The organism is Terasakiella sp. 4MB5A (genome assembly GCF_050058155.1).
Classification (GTDB): Bacteria; Pseudomonadota; Alphaproteobacteria; order Rhodospirillales; family Terasakiellaceae; genus Terasakiella; species Terasakiella halodenitrificans.
The window spans coordinates 442,564-459,991 of the sequence record NZ_CP188815.1; the positions used below are offsets into that span (position 1 = coordinate 442,564).

Annotated in this window: 18 protein-coding genes; 10 read left to right on the forward strand and 8 right to left on the reverse strand. The window is 47.7% G+C overall.

Annotation, left to right across the window (positions count from 1 at the left end):
- Positions 1-3: 3 nt before the first annotated feature.
- A complete protein-coding gene (locus tag ACI0FF_RS02140) occupies positions 4-216 on the forward strand; it encodes a hypothetical protein (protein WP_419798512.1) in 213 nt (70 codons plus the stop codon).
- Between the two features lie 2 nt (positions 217-218).
- Here the strand turns inward: ACI0FF_RS02140 and ACI0FF_RS02145 are convergent, their stop codons facing one another.
- Both ACI0FF_RS02145 and ACI0FF_RS02150 read right to left on the reverse strand, forming a co-directional pair.
- Positions 219-1,121 (reverse strand): glycosyltransferase family 2 protein, encoded by a 903-nt coding sequence (locus ACI0FF_RS02145; RefSeq protein WP_419798513.1) that lies wholly within the window; start codon positions 1,119-1,121, stop codon positions 219-221.
- A gap of 77 nt (positions 1,122-1,198) precedes the next feature.
- Positions 1,199-2,398 (reverse strand): phosphoglycerate kinase, encoded by a 1,200-nt coding sequence (locus ACI0FF_RS02150; protein ID WP_419798514.1) that lies wholly within the window; start codon positions 2,396-2,398, stop codon positions 1,199-1,201.
- Between the two features lie 239 nt (positions 2,399-2,637).
- Here ACI0FF_RS02150 and ACI0FF_RS02155 point away from each other — a divergent pair, with 239 nt between their 5' ends.
- On the forward strand, positions 2,638-2,784 hold the full coding sequence (locus ACI0FF_RS02155; protein ID WP_426857867.1) for a GDCCVxC domain-containing (seleno)protein: 147 nt from the start codon (positions 2,638-2,640) through the stop codon (positions 2,782-2,784).
- Positions 2,785-2,870: 86 nt separating this feature from the next.
- A complete protein-coding gene (locus ACI0FF_RS02160) occupies positions 2,871-3,065 on the forward strand; it encodes a 2-hydroxymuconate tautomerase (RefSeq protein ID WP_419798516.1) in 195 nt (64 codons plus the stop codon).
- A gap of 182 nt (positions 3,066-3,247) precedes the next feature.
- Here ACI0FF_RS02160 and ACI0FF_RS02165 read toward each other — a convergent pair whose 3' ends face one another.
- The 4 genes from ACI0FF_RS02165 to cobS form a co-directional block, all read right to left on the reverse strand.
- On the reverse strand, positions 3,248-3,859 hold the full coding sequence (locus ACI0FF_RS02165; RefSeq protein WP_417841506.1) for a cytochrome b/b6 domain-containing protein: 612 nt from the start codon (positions 3,857-3,859) through the stop codon (positions 3,248-3,250).
- 3 nt (positions 3,860-3,862) lie between these two features.
- The gene (locus ACI0FF_RS02170) at positions 3,863-5,413 is read right to left on the reverse strand and encodes a tetrathionate reductase family octaheme c-type cytochrome (protein WP_419798517.1); all 1,551 of its coding nucleotides are present in this window, start codon (positions 5,411-5,413) and stop codon (positions 3,863-3,865) included.
- A gap of 125 nt (positions 5,414-5,538) precedes the next feature.
- On the reverse strand, positions 5,539-6,141 hold the full coding sequence (locus tag ACI0FF_RS02175) for a histidine phosphatase family protein (RefSeq protein WP_419798518.1): 603 nt from the start codon (positions 6,139-6,141) through the stop codon (positions 5,539-5,541).
- Positions 6,138-6,932: an adenosylcobinamide-GDP ribazoletransferase gene (gene cobS, locus ACI0FF_RS02180; protein ID WP_419798519.1), complete on the reverse strand. Its 795-nt coding sequence runs from the start codon at positions 6,930-6,932 to the stop codon at positions 6,138-6,140. Before cobS ends, ACI0FF_RS02175 begins: the two co-directional genes overlap by 4 nt.
- A gap of 85 nt (positions 6,933-7,017) precedes the next feature.
- Between cobS and cobT the strand changes: the two genes are divergently transcribed.
- Entirely contained in the window at positions 7,018-8,046 is a 1,029-nt protein-coding gene (gene cobT, locus ACI0FF_RS02185) for a nicotinate-nucleotide--dimethylbenzimidazole phosphoribosyltransferase (protein ID WP_419798520.1), read from the forward strand.
- Between the two features lie 13 nt (positions 8,047-8,059).
- Here the strand turns inward: cobT and paaK are convergent, their stop codons facing one another.
- Together paaK and ggt are read right to left on the reverse strand one after the other, a co-directional pair.
- Positions 8,060-9,385: a phenylacetate--CoA ligase PaaK gene (gene paaK / locus ACI0FF_RS02190; protein ID WP_419798521.1), complete on the reverse strand. Its 1,326-nt coding sequence runs from the start codon at positions 9,383-9,385 to the stop codon at positions 8,060-8,062.
- A gap of 172 nt (positions 9,386-9,557) precedes the next feature.
- Complete coding sequence (gene ggt / locus ACI0FF_RS02195; RefSeq protein ID WP_419798522.1) at positions 9,558-11,336, reverse strand: gamma-glutamyltransferase; 1,779 nt, start codon at positions 11,334-11,336, stop codon at positions 9,558-9,560.
- A gap of 572 nt (positions 11,337-11,908) precedes the next feature.
- On the opposite strand from ggt, the gene ccoN reads away from it, so the two are divergent.
- The 6 genes from ccoN (at position 11,909) to ACI0FF_RS02225 (ending at position 17,377) form a co-directional block, all read left to right on the forward strand.
- A complete protein-coding gene (ccoN, locus tag ACI0FF_RS02200; protein ID WP_419798523.1) occupies positions 11,909-13,384 on the forward strand; it encodes a cytochrome-c oxidase, cbb3-type subunit I in 1,476 nt (491 codons plus the stop codon).
- An 11-nt stretch (positions 13,385-13,395) separates the two neighbouring features.
- On the forward strand, positions 13,396-14,118 hold the full coding sequence (gene ccoO, locus ACI0FF_RS02205) for a cytochrome-c oxidase, cbb3-type subunit II (RefSeq protein ID WP_417841500.1): 723 nt from the start codon (positions 13,396-13,398) through the stop codon (positions 14,116-14,118).
- 9 nt (positions 14,119-14,127) lie between these two features.
- Positions 14,128-14,280 carry a cbb3-type cytochrome oxidase subunit 3 gene (locus ACI0FF_RS02210; RefSeq protein ID WP_188666475.1) on the forward strand — a complete coding sequence of 51 codons (153 nt, stop codon included), beginning with the start codon at positions 14,128-14,130 and terminating at the stop codon, positions 14,278-14,280.
- Positions 14,281-14,290: 10 nt separating this feature from the next.
- Positions 14,291-15,145, forward strand: coding sequence for a cytochrome-c oxidase, cbb3-type subunit III (gene ccoP, locus ACI0FF_RS02215; RefSeq protein WP_419798524.1), 855 nt, complete (start codon positions 14,291-14,293; stop codon positions 15,143-15,145).
- Between the two features lie 282 nt (positions 15,146-15,427).
- Complete coding sequence (gene ccoG / locus ACI0FF_RS02220) at positions 15,428-16,879, forward strand: cytochrome c oxidase accessory protein CcoG (protein ID WP_419798525.1); 1,452 nt, start codon at positions 15,428-15,430, stop codon at positions 16,877-16,879.
- A gap of 3 nt (positions 16,880-16,882) precedes the next feature.
- Positions 16,883-17,377 carry a FixH family protein gene (locus ACI0FF_RS02225; protein WP_419798526.1) on the forward strand — a complete coding sequence of 165 codons (495 nt, stop codon included), beginning with the start codon at positions 16,883-16,885 and terminating at the stop codon, positions 17,375-17,377.
- The last annotated feature ends 51 nt before the right edge of the window (positions 17,378-17,428 follow it).

A 17,428-nucleotide genomic window follows, 5' to 3' on the forward strand; every position in this document is an offset into this window, starting at 1 on the left:
GAAATGTTTGATTTGGACAAAATCAACGAGACGGTTCCATTTCTAGCACAATTGACCAGTGAAAGCGGCAATGCCATGTTCGTTTATATTGTTTTGCTGGGGGCGGCCGTGCTCATTGGTATTTTGATCATGTTGAAAATTTTATTTGTGAGCATGCGACGTGCAGATCAAAAATGCCTGACACAGTTTAATGAAATGCTCGATACACAAGAATGAACCTAAGGGCGACGAATATGCGCGCCTTCACGAAAGACAGCACATTGTTCAACCAATTCTTTTGCTGACAAAGTTATACCGCATCGCGACAGGGTGAACAGCCAAAAGGCGCGGCTGAAATGGTTCATACCTAATTCCCGCTTCGCCCATTTCCAGATGCGCGATGTAATTTTTTTCTGAGCGGCTTTTACATGCAGGTTATCAAGTTGCGGATTGTCTTGCAGGTGATAGGCAAGGGCAAGAGTCGCATCGTGCACGACTTGTGCATTGTTGTTCATAATGCGCCCCGGTTCATCAAGTGGCGAGGAGCAGACAATATGGCGGACCTGTGCAAGTTTGCCATGTGTGGTCAGGCGGATAAACAGGGAATGATCCTGTGAAAAGATCCGTTCATCACATCCTTGGGCGCGATCAAACAATTCTTTTTTGAACAGGCAATGACTGACGCGGGCGTACCCATGTTTTATAACGCTGAGAAGGGAGTCTTCAAAAATGACAACTTCCGGGTTGGCCGGATCTTCAAAAACAGGTGTGTCTTGATATTCCCCTGAAATAGCAAAAACAAAGTCGCTGTTGCTGTCTTGCAAGGTTTGTATGAGGAGCTGACAACAAAAGGGTGCCAGAATGTCGTCGGAATCAACTAGTTTGATTAAATCGCCACTAGCGGCCCGCACACCATTGTTGGTGGCAATCGCAACCCCTTGATTGACCTGATTGACAAGGACAACGTTTGTAAGGCCTGCAGTTTCGGATTTAACAATTTCCCATGAATTGTCGGTGGATCCGTCATTTACAAAAACATATTCGCGCTCAAAATCCCCGTGCTGCTTTTTTAACGCGTCAATTACACTGGGCAGGAAGGGTGCCTTGTTATAGACGGTTACAACAAAAGATACTTTTATCATTGCCTAAAAACGGTCCCGGTGTGAGAAAGAAGGAAACCGCCCTCAATGGATAAATCAAGGGCGGTGTTTGTCAGCGATTATTGGATGCGTAAGACTTCGACGCCCGGCAGTTCTTTACCTTCCAGCCATTCAAGGAAGGCACCGCCTGCGGTAGAAATATAAGTGAAATCGTCCTTGGCACCAGCATGATCAAGGGCGGCGACCGTATCACCCCCACCTGCGACAGAAACCAATGATCCTGCTTTGGTCAGGTCTGCAGCAGCTTGGGCAGCCCCGTTTGTGCCGGCATCAAACGGTTCAATTTCAAAGGCACCCATCGGGCCGTTCCAGACGATTGTTTTGCACTTGGCAAGACGTGTTTTTACATCTGCAACCGATGCCGGGCCAACGTCCAAAATCATTTCGTTGTCATCGACCCCATCGGCGAGGTCTACAACACGGTTTTCGGCATGGGCGGCAAATTCTTTTGCAACAATCCCGTCAACAGGCAGGACGATTTCACAACCGTTTTTCTCGGCTGCTGCGATGATGTCACGTGCGGTATCTGCCAAATCATGTTCACACAGGGAATTGCCAATGTTAATCCCTTTGGCATTTAGGAATGTATTTGCCATCCCGCCGCCAATGATCAGCATATCGACCTTGGCAGACAGGTTGTTGAGCACATCCAGCTTTGTGGATACTTTTGCACCACCGACAAGGGCTGCCAGCGGGCGTTGTGGTGCATCGAGTGCGCCAGACAGGGCTTCCAGTTCGGCTTGCATCAATCGACCGGCGGCAGAGGGCAGCAAGCGCGCGAGGGCCTCGGTTGAGGCATGGGCCCGGTGGGCGCATGAAAAGGCATCGTTGACATAAATATCGCCTAGTTTTGCCAGTTTTTCGGCAAAGGCCGTGTCGTTGTCTGTTTCTTCTTTATAATAACGTAGATTTTCCAGCACACAGACTTCGGTATCGGAGAGGGAATTAACGACTGCTTCGGCTTCTTCCCCGATGCAATCGTCTGCAAACTTAACGGGCTTCCCAAGTTTGGAGGATAAGGCATCCGCAATTGGTTTAACGGTCATTTCCGGTACGCGCTGGCCTTTTGGGCGGCCCCAGTGTGTGATCAAAACAATACGTGCACCTTTTTGCATCAATTCAACGATGGTTGGTAATGTGCGGTCGATGCGCGTGCTGTCGGTGACAACACCGTCTTTCATCGGGACGTTCAGATCGGCACGCAACAAGACACGTTTGCCCGCCACGTCATAATCGCTCAAGGTTTTAAACTGGGACATCTGAGTTTCCTTTACTCGCAAGTGCAAAAAAGTTTGCAGGCAATATACATAAAATTGGCTGAAAGTGAATTGTTTATAGACAAAACAAATGATTGAGTTCGTTATATGAAGAGGTCTCGAAATATCTTGTCTGTTGAATCTTGGTTCATTTTTAAAGGGGCGAGTGAACAATGGAAAAAGAAATCAAATTAACCTCCGTGATTACTTGTCCAGAATGTGGGTACGTTGAAACGGAAATTATGCCTACGAATGCGTGCCAATGGTTCTATGATTGCAAAGGCTGCGCTAAGGTTTTGAAGCCCTTACCTGGAGACTGTTGTGTCTATTGTTCCTACGGTAATACGCCATGCCCACCAAAACAAAAGGGTACATCGTGCTGTTGTTAAAATTGCCAAACCAACTAAATCTATGGAACGAATGATCATTATATATTTTATCTAAAATATCAGTTTTACAGTTCTTGGAGACTCTTATGCCTTATGTAAATGTGAAAATCCTGCAAGGTGCATCACGTGAACAAAAAAAATATCTTGTTCAGGATATCACAAAAAGTTTAGTCGAACGCCTCGGTAAAAAACCGGAAACAATCCATATCGTCATTGATGAAATCGCGGATGAAAACTGGGGATTTAGCGGTATGTTGACCGATGATTATAAAAAACAATAATTCCCTTTTTGTTTGATGAAAAAAAGCCCTCTTTCGGATACTGGGCCGAAAGAGGGCGATATCAGTGCATGCTGAATGGAGGGATGCCGCTTCAGCGAGGTGCCTTTATAGTGGCGATTTTTTAACGCTACCGCATTGCGAATTATCAATTTCTAATTTTTATCCCTCTCATAATTCCAAAATTATTCAGCAGGTGTTTTGTCATGGACATCTTCATAGCCTGTGACCATCGCTTTTATATGTGCCCCGACCGTATGTCCGGTGGTGGTTAGATAGACATGCAGGATGATGAAAGACACCATGAAAAAGGCGAAGGCCGTATGAATAAGTGCGACGATTTCCAGCGTTAGAATTTGGGCGACGGCCTCCGGCCATTGATTGTAAAACAGATAGAGCAAGCCGGAAATAATCAATCCCGGATTAAGGATCAGTTTTAATCCCAAATAGGCCATCCTTTGCAAAGGGTTAAGCTTCTTTTCCGGTGTTTTTTCATAAGGAGGTTCTTCCCCTTTAAAAATACCAACGGTGTAGAAGCGAAAGACCTCTGCCATCTTTTCAGTGGTCGGGATGTAATTTTTCCATTCCCCTGTGGTGAAATGCCAGAAAATGGCAAAAGCCCATAAACCCAGCAAGGCCCATAATAATGTGGTGTGAATGTCGCTCGCCTGTTTATAACTCAACACCGTAAAGGTGCCGTGAATATTGAAACCCGTGAAGGCAAGGGCAAGGACAAGTGCAGCCTGTGACCAGTGCCAAAACCGTTCAAATCGTTTGTACATCATAACACGTGACATGATTTATCCCTCCTTCTTGTCTTTGCGGCGCAGCACAAGGCGCAATAGGCCATGAACACAAACGCCTGTACCGGTTAAACCGATCATAATGAAGCCCAGCATATCCAATACATCGGATTGATCGCGCCTAGGCATGTAGAAACCGTTCAGGCCAGCCAGCCGTCCGCCTTCTTTGGCATGACAATCGTCACATCGTAGCGCATCACTTTTTGGGGCAACCATGTGGGTTTGCGGCCAGTGATAGGTGGTTTCGACAAATCCAAAATTACCGGAATAGGGTTGGCCGACATAATCGGTCCCGGCGGTTAGGGCTTTTTGCCAATCAAAATTGCGCCAGAATGACGTGTCATCCTTGCCAAATACATGATTAACGAGGAAGGCTTTCAGTTCTGTATCATAAGGTTGTTTGCCGCGCATAACCTTGAAGGGCCAGATGCGGGCAGTGGGATCATCGTATGAACCACCGAAGGTGTTGATCGGAACGGGCTGATTGGCATCGTCGATTTTTTCACTGCGCAGGGTGTAGCGCATTTTGCCATCAAACCATGCATATTCCGGTACAACGTTTTCGGCCAGTTTGAAATCGCCTTTTTTTGAATTATAGATATCGTGACCGTGATCGTCCTTGATGGCATAAGGCTTGCCATCTTTCATTTTGCCGCCTTGCGACCAATCCCACCACATTTTGGTGGCAACGCCACCGCGGGCAAATTCGGGAATATGGCATGTCTGACAGGCAACTTTATCTGTATGGTCGTTCAGTTTGGCTTCGGATTTGTGGGGTGTCATGCCATGACAGGATTCGCATGTGGCATGATCTTTATATTCTGCGCTGGCAATATCAATCCCCTTGGTATCTTTGGCCGTGGTTTCAAACCGTGAACCCGGGACATTATGGCCTTTGGGGTTATGACAGGTTGCGCAGGTGAAATTGGCGCCATCCTTGGACATATGAACGTCCAGTTCTTTGGGTGGGTTGACAAGGGAGCTATCCAGATCGCCATGTTTTACCCCGTCACCGCCGCCACCGTAAAAATGACAGGCCCCGCAATTTGCCCGCGATGTTTCACCGACATTTTGTGCGATTTTTTTCAAATCAAGGTCCGGTCCGTATTTGGGGTGTCCGGCCGCAGCAGGAAGCTTTTTATATATTCCGGTGGTGTCGTGACAGACCAGACAGTCCACGTTGGTGCCTGCCGGATGGTCTTTGCGCATATCGGTCCAGTCGTATCCGATATGGCAGCTTGTGCAGCGTGGCTCGTTTGAGGCAACGCTTCCACAAAAACTGTTGACCACCTCGCGCTTACCCAGTTTTTGGCCGTTCATATGATCGAACTGCCATGTCCAGTGGGTGGTTTGTTCCAGTTGTTTGGACGCTTCGGTATGACATTCCAGACAAGCGGCTGTGACCTCCGGTCCGGATTGAAAATCTTGTTGAAGCTGTTTGAATTGGGTGTGATCGGCTGTTGATGTCTTATCTTTGGTCGCCCAGGCTGGCGACATCATCAATAGCCATGCAAACACACCGCATCCAAAGATGCGTTTGATTGACATGAAATATCCTCCGTCTGTTACTCAATGCCCGATTATTCGGGACTAATGGTATTTTCAACGGTAAGAATAAATTAGATTAAACTAATTCACATTGCGATTTATCAATTTGCAATAAACTACACGCACTAGGCGTTGATGCATTCAACTGCCCATGTGTTGTCAAATAAACTGAAACGGCTGATTGACAGGGTATCGATCTTTAATTTCAAGGCAGTATCAGGTGAAAGCCCTAAGGCTTGAGCTGCTGCGGCGCGAATGGTTCCGGCATGGGCCACACAGACAATATGTTGCCCTTGATATTTGCGGTCCAAATGGTTGATGCATTTTTCAACACGCTGGCAGACGGTGACAAAGCTTTCACCGTCAGGCGGGCAGGTGCCGGCAGGATCGTCCCAAAAAGATTTAGATTCTGGGTCTTCATCCAGTTCGTCCCATGTCTTGCTTTGCCAGAGACCGAAATTCTGCTCCATCAGTTCCTTGTAGGCCAAGGGTTTTATGGTCCAGTTTTTTTGTTCGGCAATAGCTTTGGCGGTTTTTTTTGTTCGTGACAGGGTGGATGTTACCCACAAGGCATCCTCGGGTAAAAGGTCTGCGAGGCGTTTCAGGCTATCGGTATCTTTCAGGTTACAGCCGACATCGCGTTGTCCGTAAATGCGCCCCGGCATCATGGCTTTGACCGGGGCATGCCGGATCCAATAAAAACGGGTGGGTTCCGGGAATGTCGTCATGTAAGGGTGGCCAATGTTAAAAGGGCTGATATTTCGATAACTTGCTGACTGGCCCCGCAGACATCGCCGGTTTGTCCACCGATCTGGTTTTGTGCAATGGCTTTCCAGATCAACAGGGACAGCGCACAAACGGACAGGGTAATCCATCCCGCCATGATGGGTGTACAAAGCAGAAAAAATGCCACACCAAGGCCAAGGGACTGACAGATAATCAATCCGGTGGGTTTTTCCATCGTGGCGGCAAGACCATCACGGCGTGCAGGGTCCATCATATAAATCAGCAGGGCCGGGGCAACGCGTGATAAACAGGCGGTGCCAACCAAGGCTGCGGCACCCAAGGTCCAGCTTTCAAAACCGCCCAAGGCACTGGTGCGCAAACCGATACTGAAGACAAGCGCAAGACCGCCATATGCCCCCAATCGGCTATCGCGCATAATTTCCAGCTTGCGGATTTTGTCCTGTCCGCCACCAAACCCATCGGCAACGTCTGCTATTCCGTCTTCATGTAGGGCCCCTGTTAATAAAACCGCGCTCAGAATAGCCAGAAGGGCACAGGCGAGGTCGGGCAGGTTGGCAAAATGGGCAAGGCCAAAGACCGTGGCACTGCCCCCGCCAACGATTAAACCGATCAGAGGAAAGGCGCGCAAGGCCCGGTTTAAGGCCATTGGCGGGATATCACCGTTTAAGCGCCATGGGATGCGTGTCAGAAACACAGCAGCCAATTGTATGTCCGCCCACCATGCTTGAGGGGATTGGGATGTTTTTTCAAATGTAGAACTGGTATCGCTCATATTTTACATGCTATGTGTGGGACGTGAAAAAAGATTATTGATCTTATAGCGAACCATCTGCCATTGGGAAAGAGAGTAAACCCCCATGAATACATTACCCCATGTTCAGTCTTTAAAAGATATCCGCGACGTCCTGAATGTTTTGCCCGCTCTTTCCCAGAACGCGTTGCAACAGGCACAAGCGCGTGAGCCGCAATTGACGAAGCCGGAGGGTTCCTTGGGGCGTCTGGAGGAAGTGGCGCATTGGATGGCGGCGTGGCAGGGCAGTTATCCCCCGCGTGTGAAATCGGTTCATTGTAATGTTTATGCTGGCAATCATGGTGTGGTTGCCCGTGGTGTTTCGGCTTATCCGGCAGAAGTGACTTCCCAGATGGTGCAAAATTTCATTAACGGCGGGGCGGCGGTTAACCAGCTGTGTGCGACGTTTGATGTGGATTTGCAGGTTCATGAAATGGCGCTGGATCAACCGACAGCCGACTTTTCCCAAGGTCCGGCGATGAGTGACGCCGATTGTGCCGAAGCGTTCTTCTATGGCATGACAACCGTAAAAGACCATACCGATCTTTTGTGCCTTGGTGAAATGGGAATCGGCAATACGACATCGGCTGCAGCCGTGGCACATGGCTTGTTTGGTGGGAGTGCTGAAATATGGGTTGGGCGTGGTACTGGCGTAAATGATGACACATTGGGCAAAAAAATTGCAATTGTCGGCGAATCGGTTCTGGTGAATAAAGATGCGATGACTGATGGTCTGGAAGTGTTGCGTTGTTTGGGTGGGCGTGAATTGGCAGCAATGGCCGGGGCCGTTGTGGCCGCGCGCCTAAAACGTATCCCGGTTTTGTTGGATGGATATGTCTGCACCAGTGCCGTAGCCGCCCTTGAAGTTGCTTGCCCCGGTGCGCTGGATCATTGTCTTGTTGCTCATAATTCAGTGGAGCCGGGCCATCAGTTGATTTGTGAAAAAATTGGTAAAAAGGCCCTGTTTGACATGGATATGCGTCTTGGGGAAGGCAGCGGTGCGGTTTTGGCCGTTGGCTTGGTGCGCTCTGCCGTGGCGTGCCATAACAATATGGCGACCTTTGCCGATGCAGGTGTGACCACAAAGGGCACATAAATCAGGGATAGCCTTATCCCCGTGAGGAATTATCGACGGGGCGCAGATCGGTTACGCGTTTGGCCTTACCTTGGGATCGTTCAATGGCACCGGGGTCCAATACGTCGATGGCTGCACTGATACCGATATAGGATTTGATGTGTAGTTGCAGGCTGCGGGCGATATTTTCACGTTGATCCAGATAGGTATCAGGGCGTAATTCTGTTTTAACCGTCAGGCGGTCCATATGTTCGACCCGTTCGACCAGCAGATGATAATGCGGTGATAGGCGGTCATCACGCAAAATCTGTTCCTCGATTTGGCTGGGAAAAACGTTAACGCCCCGAATGATCAGCATATCATCAGATCGTCCGGTGATTTTATCCATGCGGCGCATGTGCGGACGTGCGGTGCCGGGCAGAAGGCGGGTTAAATCGCGGGTACGATAACGAATAATGGGTAAGGCTTCTTTGGTGAGGGAGGTAAAACATAACTCGCCAAATTCGCCATCTTCCAACGGGCTTTCGTCTTTGCCCAGAACTTCCGGCAGGAAGTGATCTTCCCAGATGGTTGGGCCGTCTTTGGTGTCCAGACATTCCATGGCAACGCCCGGTCCCATGACTTCGGACAGGCCGTAACAATCCAGTGCATCAATCCCTAAACGGTTTTCGATCTCTAATCGCATTTCATTGGACCAGGGTTCAGCACCAAAAAGACCAAGGCGTAAATTGGACTGTTTGGGATCATAGCCTTGGCGTTCCATTTCATCGGCGATAACCAGACTGTAAGACGGTGTTGCCATCAGGGCGTGGGGATTGAAATCACGGATCAACTGGACTTGTTTTTCCGTTTGACCACCTGACATGGGGATGACACTGCATCCCAGTTCCTCTGCCCCGTAATGAAAACCCAACCCACCGGTAAACAGACCGTAGCCATAGGCGACATGGGCAATATCATGGCGGGTTAAACCTGCGGCGCGTAAAGATCGTGCCATAATGGTTGCCCATGTTTTGATATCTTGTTTGGTATAACCGACAACCGTAGGACGACCTGTTGTACCGGAGGAGGCATGAATGCGTACAACCTGTTCCATTGGGACGGCGAAACTGTGAAACGGGTACATTTCACGTAAATCCTGTTTCGTCGTAAAGGGAAACAGTTTTAAATCTGCATGGATTTTCAGGTCGTGAGGATGAACACCTTTGGCGTCACATTTTGCGCGATAATGAGGTACATTTTCATAGGCATGATTTAACGACCATTTCAGACGTTTGAGCTGAATAGATTCCAACTCGTCCCGGCTTGCCGTTTCAATGGGTTCAAGTGGTTCGATACAGTTTAAATGGCCGTCTTTCATGTGATGTTTCCTCCCCTAATCCCGACATAGGGGTAACACAGAAGGAAAATATCACAAGAAAATTATGGTATTTTTTGTTATAAAATTTCTTATAAAATGAAATCTGAGTAACAAGAATAAAAACTTATATCCTTTATAAGAAATGTTCCAAAAGGAGAGCGTTTTTTATTCTCTAATACCCAATGGCAACACCTTCACGACGGGGATCGGCGGCACCTTGTAAAGTGCCATCGGGCAGGATGCGCACGGCATGTAAGCCGCTGGTCATTTCCTTGATTTTTATTGAATGACCGAGCTGTTCGAGTTTTTCTTTCTGTTGTTCGGCTGCGGTATTTTGTTCCAGCTCACTCGCGCCATTACGATTGGTGATATGACCACGGGCAAGGGCTTTATCCAGATCAAGGTTTTCATCTAAAATGGAAATCAGATTGCGGGTGACATAACCGATGATACGGGATCCACCGGGAGAGCCAATGGCAAGAACGGGTTTATGAGTGGTCCGGTCCAGAACGATGGTTGGGGCCATTGAACTGCGCGGGCGTTTTCCCGCTTCCAGCCGGTTGGCAATTGCAAGTCCGTTTTTGTTTGGCCTAAAGGAAAAATCGGTCAGTTGGTTATTCAGCAGGAAACCGCCGACCATTTGGCGTGACCCAAAGGCATTTTCAATACTGGTGGTCATGGAAACAACCATACCATCGGCGTCTACAATGCTCATATGCGTGGTAGACAGGCCATGTTCATTGGTATCATTGGCCCATTTCCGGCTAAACATGAACGGGCCGCCGGGCTCGGCTGGTGTGGTTACGATGGTGTCATGCTGGATTTGAGTTTGCCGCCCGATTAAATAACTTTTGGATAAAAGTTGTTGTGTCGGGACATCAACAAAATCTGGATCTGCGATATAATAATTGCGATCAGCAAAGGCAAGCTTGGATGCTTCCAAGTATAAATGGTTGCGATCAATGGTGGGTTTGGGATCATTGTTGAGATCGTATTGTTCGATCAGACCCAAGGTTTGCAAAACGGTGAGGCCACCGGAGCTGGGAGGTGCCATGCCACAGACTTTATATTGACGATAGTCCAGGCAAATGGGATCACGTTCAATACTGCGATAAAGTAATAAGTCATCTGAAGCGAGTAAGCCGGGGTTGTCGGGATGGGTTTGGACCTTATCGACGATGCGGTCGCCAATTTGCCCTATATAAAAAGACTCTATTCCACCTTTTTGAATTTGGCGTAAGGTGTCGGCAAATTCCGGGTTTTTGAGAAGATAACCAACCGGATGGGCCATACCGTCTCTATTATAGAAGTAAGCACGTGCCGTTGGATCGGTTTTTAGAAAACGGTCTGTGCTTACCAGTTTATGTAAACGCGCAGATACGTTGAACCCGTGTTCAGATAAATTAATGGCATCGTTGAATAAGAGCTCCCAATCCATGCGCCCATATTTGCGATGGGCTTGTTTCAACATATGTAATAAACCGGGTACCCCAACACTACGACCACCCACGGCTGCTTCAAAAAATCCCATCTTTGTGCCGTCGGCTTTGATGAATAAATCAGAGCTGGCCTTGGCAGGGGCGGTTTCGCGTCCGTCAAAACTGGTCAGGGCTTTTTGTTCGGGGTCGAACAGGAGTAAAAAACCACCACCACCGATTCCCGAAGATTGAGGCTCAACGAGATTGAGAACCAGTTGCGCAGCAATGGCGGCGTCAATTGCGTTGCCTCCTGCCTTGAGGATACGATACCCGGCTTGTGCAGCATGGGGGTTGGCAACAGTAATTATGGCGTGCTTTGCCTTAATTTGCGGCTTCTCAATGCGAATTCCTGCTGCTTCTGGGGTTGCCCGGTAATCTTTCTGGGTCGTGGGGGCACAGGACGTCGCGAAAAACAGGCTGAGTACTAAAGCAAAAACTGCAGGAATGTGAAGAGTGCGTTTGAGAATGACCATATTGCCGTGAACCCAAGTAAATCTATTTAGAATGTCTCTTAGAATGGGCTTTTATATAGAATAAAACAAGGGTATTCCACCAAAAATATTCAATAATCACAGGTTATATATTAAAATATATTATTAAGTTAGTAATAAATTTATAAAAATAAAGAAGAGAATAGTAAAAGTAGTAATATATAAAGTAAAAAATAATATTTTAGATTTTAAATGTGCATAACTTTAGGGGCCAAATTACCATAAACGGTACTTAAGTACTAAAATAAAAGGCTTATAAATATCAACAAGATCATTATGGAAATTATGATTATTCCACTTTTACATTCAGTAGCAGATTATAATCATTATAAACTGGTTTTTACTTGGAAACTTTATTTGACTTAGATCAAACGCATCCATATATTCGCCGCTATATTTCAAGCCTTCCAGCCCGCATTCTCGTATGTTTGGGGTGCGAGGTTTGGAAGTGGGACGCAAAGTCGTCGTTAAGGTTTGTGGGCGCTGGGGGGTGTCCACAAACCTGATACGTCGATAAACTTGCGTTCAAATTTCGGGAAGAACAGGAGTTCGGCATGAACCAAGCGACCACAGCTACTGGCGCCTCCGACGTGGCATACAACGAGGACGTAGTCCGTAAGTTTGTACTTGCTGCCACATTTTGGGGTGTCATCGGCTTTATCGCCGGAACTTTCATCGCTTTTCAATTAGCGTTTCCGGCGCTGAACCTCGGTCTGGAATGGACGACTTTCGGTCGTCTGCGTCCGGTCCATACGTCGGCGGTAATTTTCGCCTTCGGTGGTTCTATTATGTTTGCAACGTCTTTTTACGTTGTACAGCGCACTTGCCGCGCACCGCTTTTTGGCGGAAAGTTGCTGGCAAATTTAATTTTTTGGGGTTATCAGCTATTCATCGTGATTGCTGCATTGGGTTACGTTCTGGGTGTTACTCAGGGTAAAGAATATGCAGAACCGGAATGGTATGCTGACCTACTTTTGACTGTTGTCTGGGTAGCGTATCTGGTTGCCTTTGCAGGCACATTGATGACACGCCGTGTTTCTCACATTTATGTGGCAAACTGGTTCTACCTTGCCTTTATTATTACTGTTGCGATGTTGCATCTGGGGAACAACATCACTCTGCCGGTCGTTTTGTTCGGCGGTGATAGCCTTGCCAAGTCCTATATCTGGGCTTCTGGTGTTCAAGATGCGATGACACAATGGTGGTACGGTCATAACGCGGTAGGTTTCTTCCTTACTGCGGGTTTCCTTGGCCTTATGTATTACTTCGTTCCGAAGCAGGCTAATCGTCCGGTATATTCTTACCGTCTGTCGATTATTCACTTCTGGGCGTTGGTTTTCTTGTATATCTGGGCTGGTCCACACCACTTGCATTACACATCTTTGCCTGATTGGACGCAAACTCTCGGCATGACGTTCTCTATCATGCTGTGGATGCCGTCCTGGGGTGGTATGATCAATGGTCTGATGACGTTGTCTGGCGCATGGGAAAAACTGCGTACCGACCCGGTATTGCGTTTCTTGATCGCGGCTGTTGCCTTCTACGGCATGTCCACGTTCGAAGGCCCGGCAATGTCGATCAAAGCTGTAAACGGCTTGTCACACTACACAGACTGGACAATCGGTCACGTGCATTCCGGTGCTTTGGGTTGGGTTGCTTTCGTATCTTTCGGTGCGATGTATTACCTCATTCCGAAACTTTGGGGCCGTACACGTTTGTACTCTCTGCGTTTGGTTACTTACCATTTCTGGATTGCGACAATCGGTATCGTTCTTTACATCACTGCGATGTGGATTTCCGGTATCATGCAAGGCCTGATGTGGCGTGCTTACGATGACCTTGGCTTCTTGCAGTACTCTTTCATCGAGTCTGTTGAAGCGATGCATCCGTACTACGTAATCCGTGCTTGTGGTGGTTTGCTCTTCGTACTTGGTGCTTTGATCATGGTTTGGAACTTTATCAAAACCATTCAAGGTGATGTACGTACAGAAGACGAATTCGTTGCACCGCAATCTGCGGCAGCTGAGTAAGGGGATCGGATATGAAACACGAAATTTTCGAGAAAAATACGATCCTTTTGACGATCGCAATCCTGATTACCGTTTCTATCGGTGGTCTGGTTCAAATCGTGCCGCTTTACACAATCGACTCTACGATTGAAAAAGTGGACGGCATGCGTCCTTACTCTCCTTTGGAGTTGGCAGGTCGTAACATTTACGTTCGTGAGGGGTGCTACCTTTGCCACTCTCAACAAATTCGTCCGTTCCGTGACGAAGTTGAACGTTATGGTCACTACAGCTTGGCAGCTGAGTCCATGTACGATCACCCCTTCCAATGGGGTTCCAAACGTACAGGGCCGGATCTGGCGCGTGTAGGCGGAAAGTATTCTAACGCCTGGCATGTTGCACACTTGATCCGTCCGCAGGATGTTGTGCCTGAGTCTGTTATGCCGATGTATGGTTTCCTGGCTGAAAAAGAACTGACGTTCAATGATGCTGGTGCCCACCTGAAAGCACTCCGTGCTGCAGGTGACCCGTATACCGACGAACAAATCGCAGAAGCGGCGGCTGATTTCACTGCGCAAGCAAGTGGAGAAGGTGACGTTGATGCGGTTCTCACGCGTTATCCCAAAGCGGTTGTTGGCGACTTTGACGGTGATCCGTCCAAAGTAACTGAACTGGACGCGCTTATCTCTTACCTTCAGATGCTCGGTACGCTCGTAGACTTTACGACGTACAAGCCTGAAGGCGAGATGGCTCGATAGGGTGCAAGCGTGAGCTTGGACGATATAGTCTCACTCGCACGACAGTTATGGGTCGTGTGGCTGCTGATCCTGTTTTTGGGGATTATTGGATTTGCCTTGTGGCCGCGCCATAAGGACCGCTTCGATGAAGCTGCCAATATTCCCCTGCAGGATGACGATTAAGGAGGTTACAGTGGCAAACGTGGAAAAGGACCCGGTGACGGGCACAAATACCACCGGCCATGAATGGGACGGCATTAAAGAATTGGATACTCCGCTACCGAAGTGGTGGTTGACCGTATTCTATGCCAGTATCATTTGGGCTATCGGCTATTGGGTGGTTTATCCCTCATGGCCGACGTTAAACGATTATGCAAAAGGCGTTTGGGAAACCACCAACCGTCTGGAACATGCACAAGAAATGGCTGCGGTTGCTCAATCGCGTGAAGTTTGGACAAGCAAGTTCGAAGGTAAGGAAATCAGCGAAGTAGCTGCTGATTCTGAACTGTTGAACTACGCTATGGCAGGGGGTCGCGTTATTTTCGCGGACAACTGTCAGCCTTGTCACGGCTCCAGCGGTTCTGGTGCGCCGAACTATCCGGTTTTGGCTGATGACGATTGGATTTGGGGCGGTACGTTGGATGATATCCAGCAAACAGTTCTTTATGGTATTCGTTCCGGTCACGACGATGGACGTCTTTCCGATATGCCGGCTTTGGTTGCTGATGAAATGATCACGGCGGCCGATGCTGATCAGATTGCCGACTATGTTATGAAACTCGGTGGTCAAGGCGGATCGGATGCAGGCAAAGATCTGTATGACGAAAACTGTGCTGCATGTCACGCTGAAGACGGCGCTGGTATGCAAGAACTGGGTGCACCGCGTCTTAATGACGGCATCTGGCTTTACAAAGCCGGTAAAGACGGTGTTGTCGCACAAATTACCAAACCCAAACATGGTGTTATGCCAGCTTGGGCCGGTCGTTTGAGCGAAACAGAGATCAAACAAGTTTCTATCTACGTTCACTCTTTGGGTGGCGGACAGTAAGGAACGTTTGAGTTGATCAAACAAGAAAACGGCTGTCGTGTTTCTGTAGCGACAGCCGTTTCTTTTTTAGTTCCTGAAATTTAGTAAATTTAAAGTTTAGAATATTTTAATATAATTCTTCTCCTTGTAAACCAAGGGTTTTAAGACGTTTTCAAAAATATAATTATTTAAAAAAATCTAATTTTACCCGGGTTGATTGATGTTTATCAATTGCACCAAGGGGTGAACGAGAGTACAAAAAACGCGAATTTTGCTGACGTATAATTGAATCGAGATTGAACGATGTCTGACGCACAACAAGCAGTAAATCAAGAACCCGATGGGCATGGTAGCGGCCCGCTTTATGCAGAACGTGTTAAGGTCCACCCTCGTATTTTTAAAGGCCCGTTTCGAAAGTGGAAAACAATTTTGTTATGGGTTTTTCTGGCTATTTACCATTTTTCTGCGTGGTTACGTTGGGACCGTGGACCGGGTGTGCCGGATCAGGCAATTTTGTTCGATTTGCCAGGGCGTCGCGCCTATATTTTCTGGGTCGAAATATGGCCTCAGGAAGTGTATTACCTGACAGGTGTTTTGATTATAGCTGCCGTTGGCTTGTTTGCGGCGGCGGCAATTGCCGGACGTGTCTGGTGTGGTTTTGCCTGCTTCCAAACAGTTTGGACAGATTTATTTATGATGGTCGAAGGCTGGATTGAAGGGGATCGCAGCAAACGGATCCGTTTGGATAAAGCGCCTATCTCGTTGAATAAGTTGATAAAGCGTGCTGTAAAACATGTAATCTGGCTTGCGATTTCTGTTTTCTTTGCCATTTCTTTTTTATGGTATTTTAACGATGCACCGACCATTACCAAAGAAATCTTTACAGGTCAGATCAGTGGCTGGACGTTGGTTACCTTGCTGTTACTGACGGCGATGACGTATATGATGGCCGGTTTTGCGCGTGAACAAGTTTGTTTTTATATGTGTCCTTATGGTCGTTTCCAAGGGGTTATGACTGACGAAGATTCTTTGTTGGTAACCTATGAAGCCTGGCGTGGGGAACCGCGTATGAAGGGGGCTAAAAATAAAGATTTCTCGGACCGAGGACACTGTGTGGATTGTGGCCTGTGTGTGCAGGCTTGCCCGACAGGGATTGACATTCGAAACGGCCAGCAAATGGAATGTATTGGCTGCGGTCTCTGTATCGATGCCTGTAATGTAATGATGGACAATATGGGTTTGCCGAAAAATCTGATTTCTTACGACAGTTACACCAATATGGTGGCCCGTGAGGAAGGGAAAGGTAAACAAGTTCATCTCGTGCGTCCGCGAACAATTATCTATGCTGTTATTTTGACAGGGGTTATGGCTGTATTGATGCTCAGTCTGTCGATGCGTGATCGTCTGGAAGTCAATATTCTTCGGGATCGTGCGCCTTTGTTTGTGACGCTTTCTGATGGCACGATCCGCAATGGGTATACCTATAAGATTTTGAATATGGAATCGCAGCCAAAGTCTTATGAATTAAGCGTTCAAGGGCTTGAAGGGGTGACCATGACCATGATCGGTCAGGAAGAAAAAGACCAGCCGACCTTGAAATTGGATGTCAAAGCTGACCATATCGGCACTTACCGTATCTTTATGAAAGCTGGTCGTCATACCCTTGCAGGGAAATCTACAAATATTGATTTCGTGCTAAAGGATCTTGAAACTGGTGAAATTCATAGTCAGTCAACCGTATTCCGGGGACCATAATTTATGACTAAACAACGTGCGCCGGGGTGGTGGTACCCTTGGATCTTCGTCGCTTTCTTTCTGGTAATTATCATTGTAAACGGCATTATGATGTTTTTTGCCTATGATAGCTGGACAGGACTGGAAACCAAGGATCACTATGTAAAAGGCCTTGCTTATGACAGCAATGTGTCAGGGGCCAAAGCGCAAGAAGCATTGGGCTGGGATGTGAAATTGGCTGTTACGCCGCTTGAAAGTAATGGGGATCGTCGCAAGATTGCTTATAAAGCGACTTTTCTGAATCATGATGGCAAGCCAGTCGAAGACTTGAAAGCCCATGCCTTTTTTATTCGTCCGACAAGCGAAGGTCTGGATGTAGATCAGTCGACTGATGTCATGGCCCCGGGTGTTGTGGGCGGCGAAATCATGCTGGCCCGACATGGGCAATGGCAGGTTCGCATTCATGCCGTCAGTAAAGGGCGACAATACCAGCTTGTTGAACGGGTTGTCGTAGAATAGTTTTTTTTGGTGGCTCTCTCCTTGTGAAAACAGGGGGAGAGTTCCTATTTT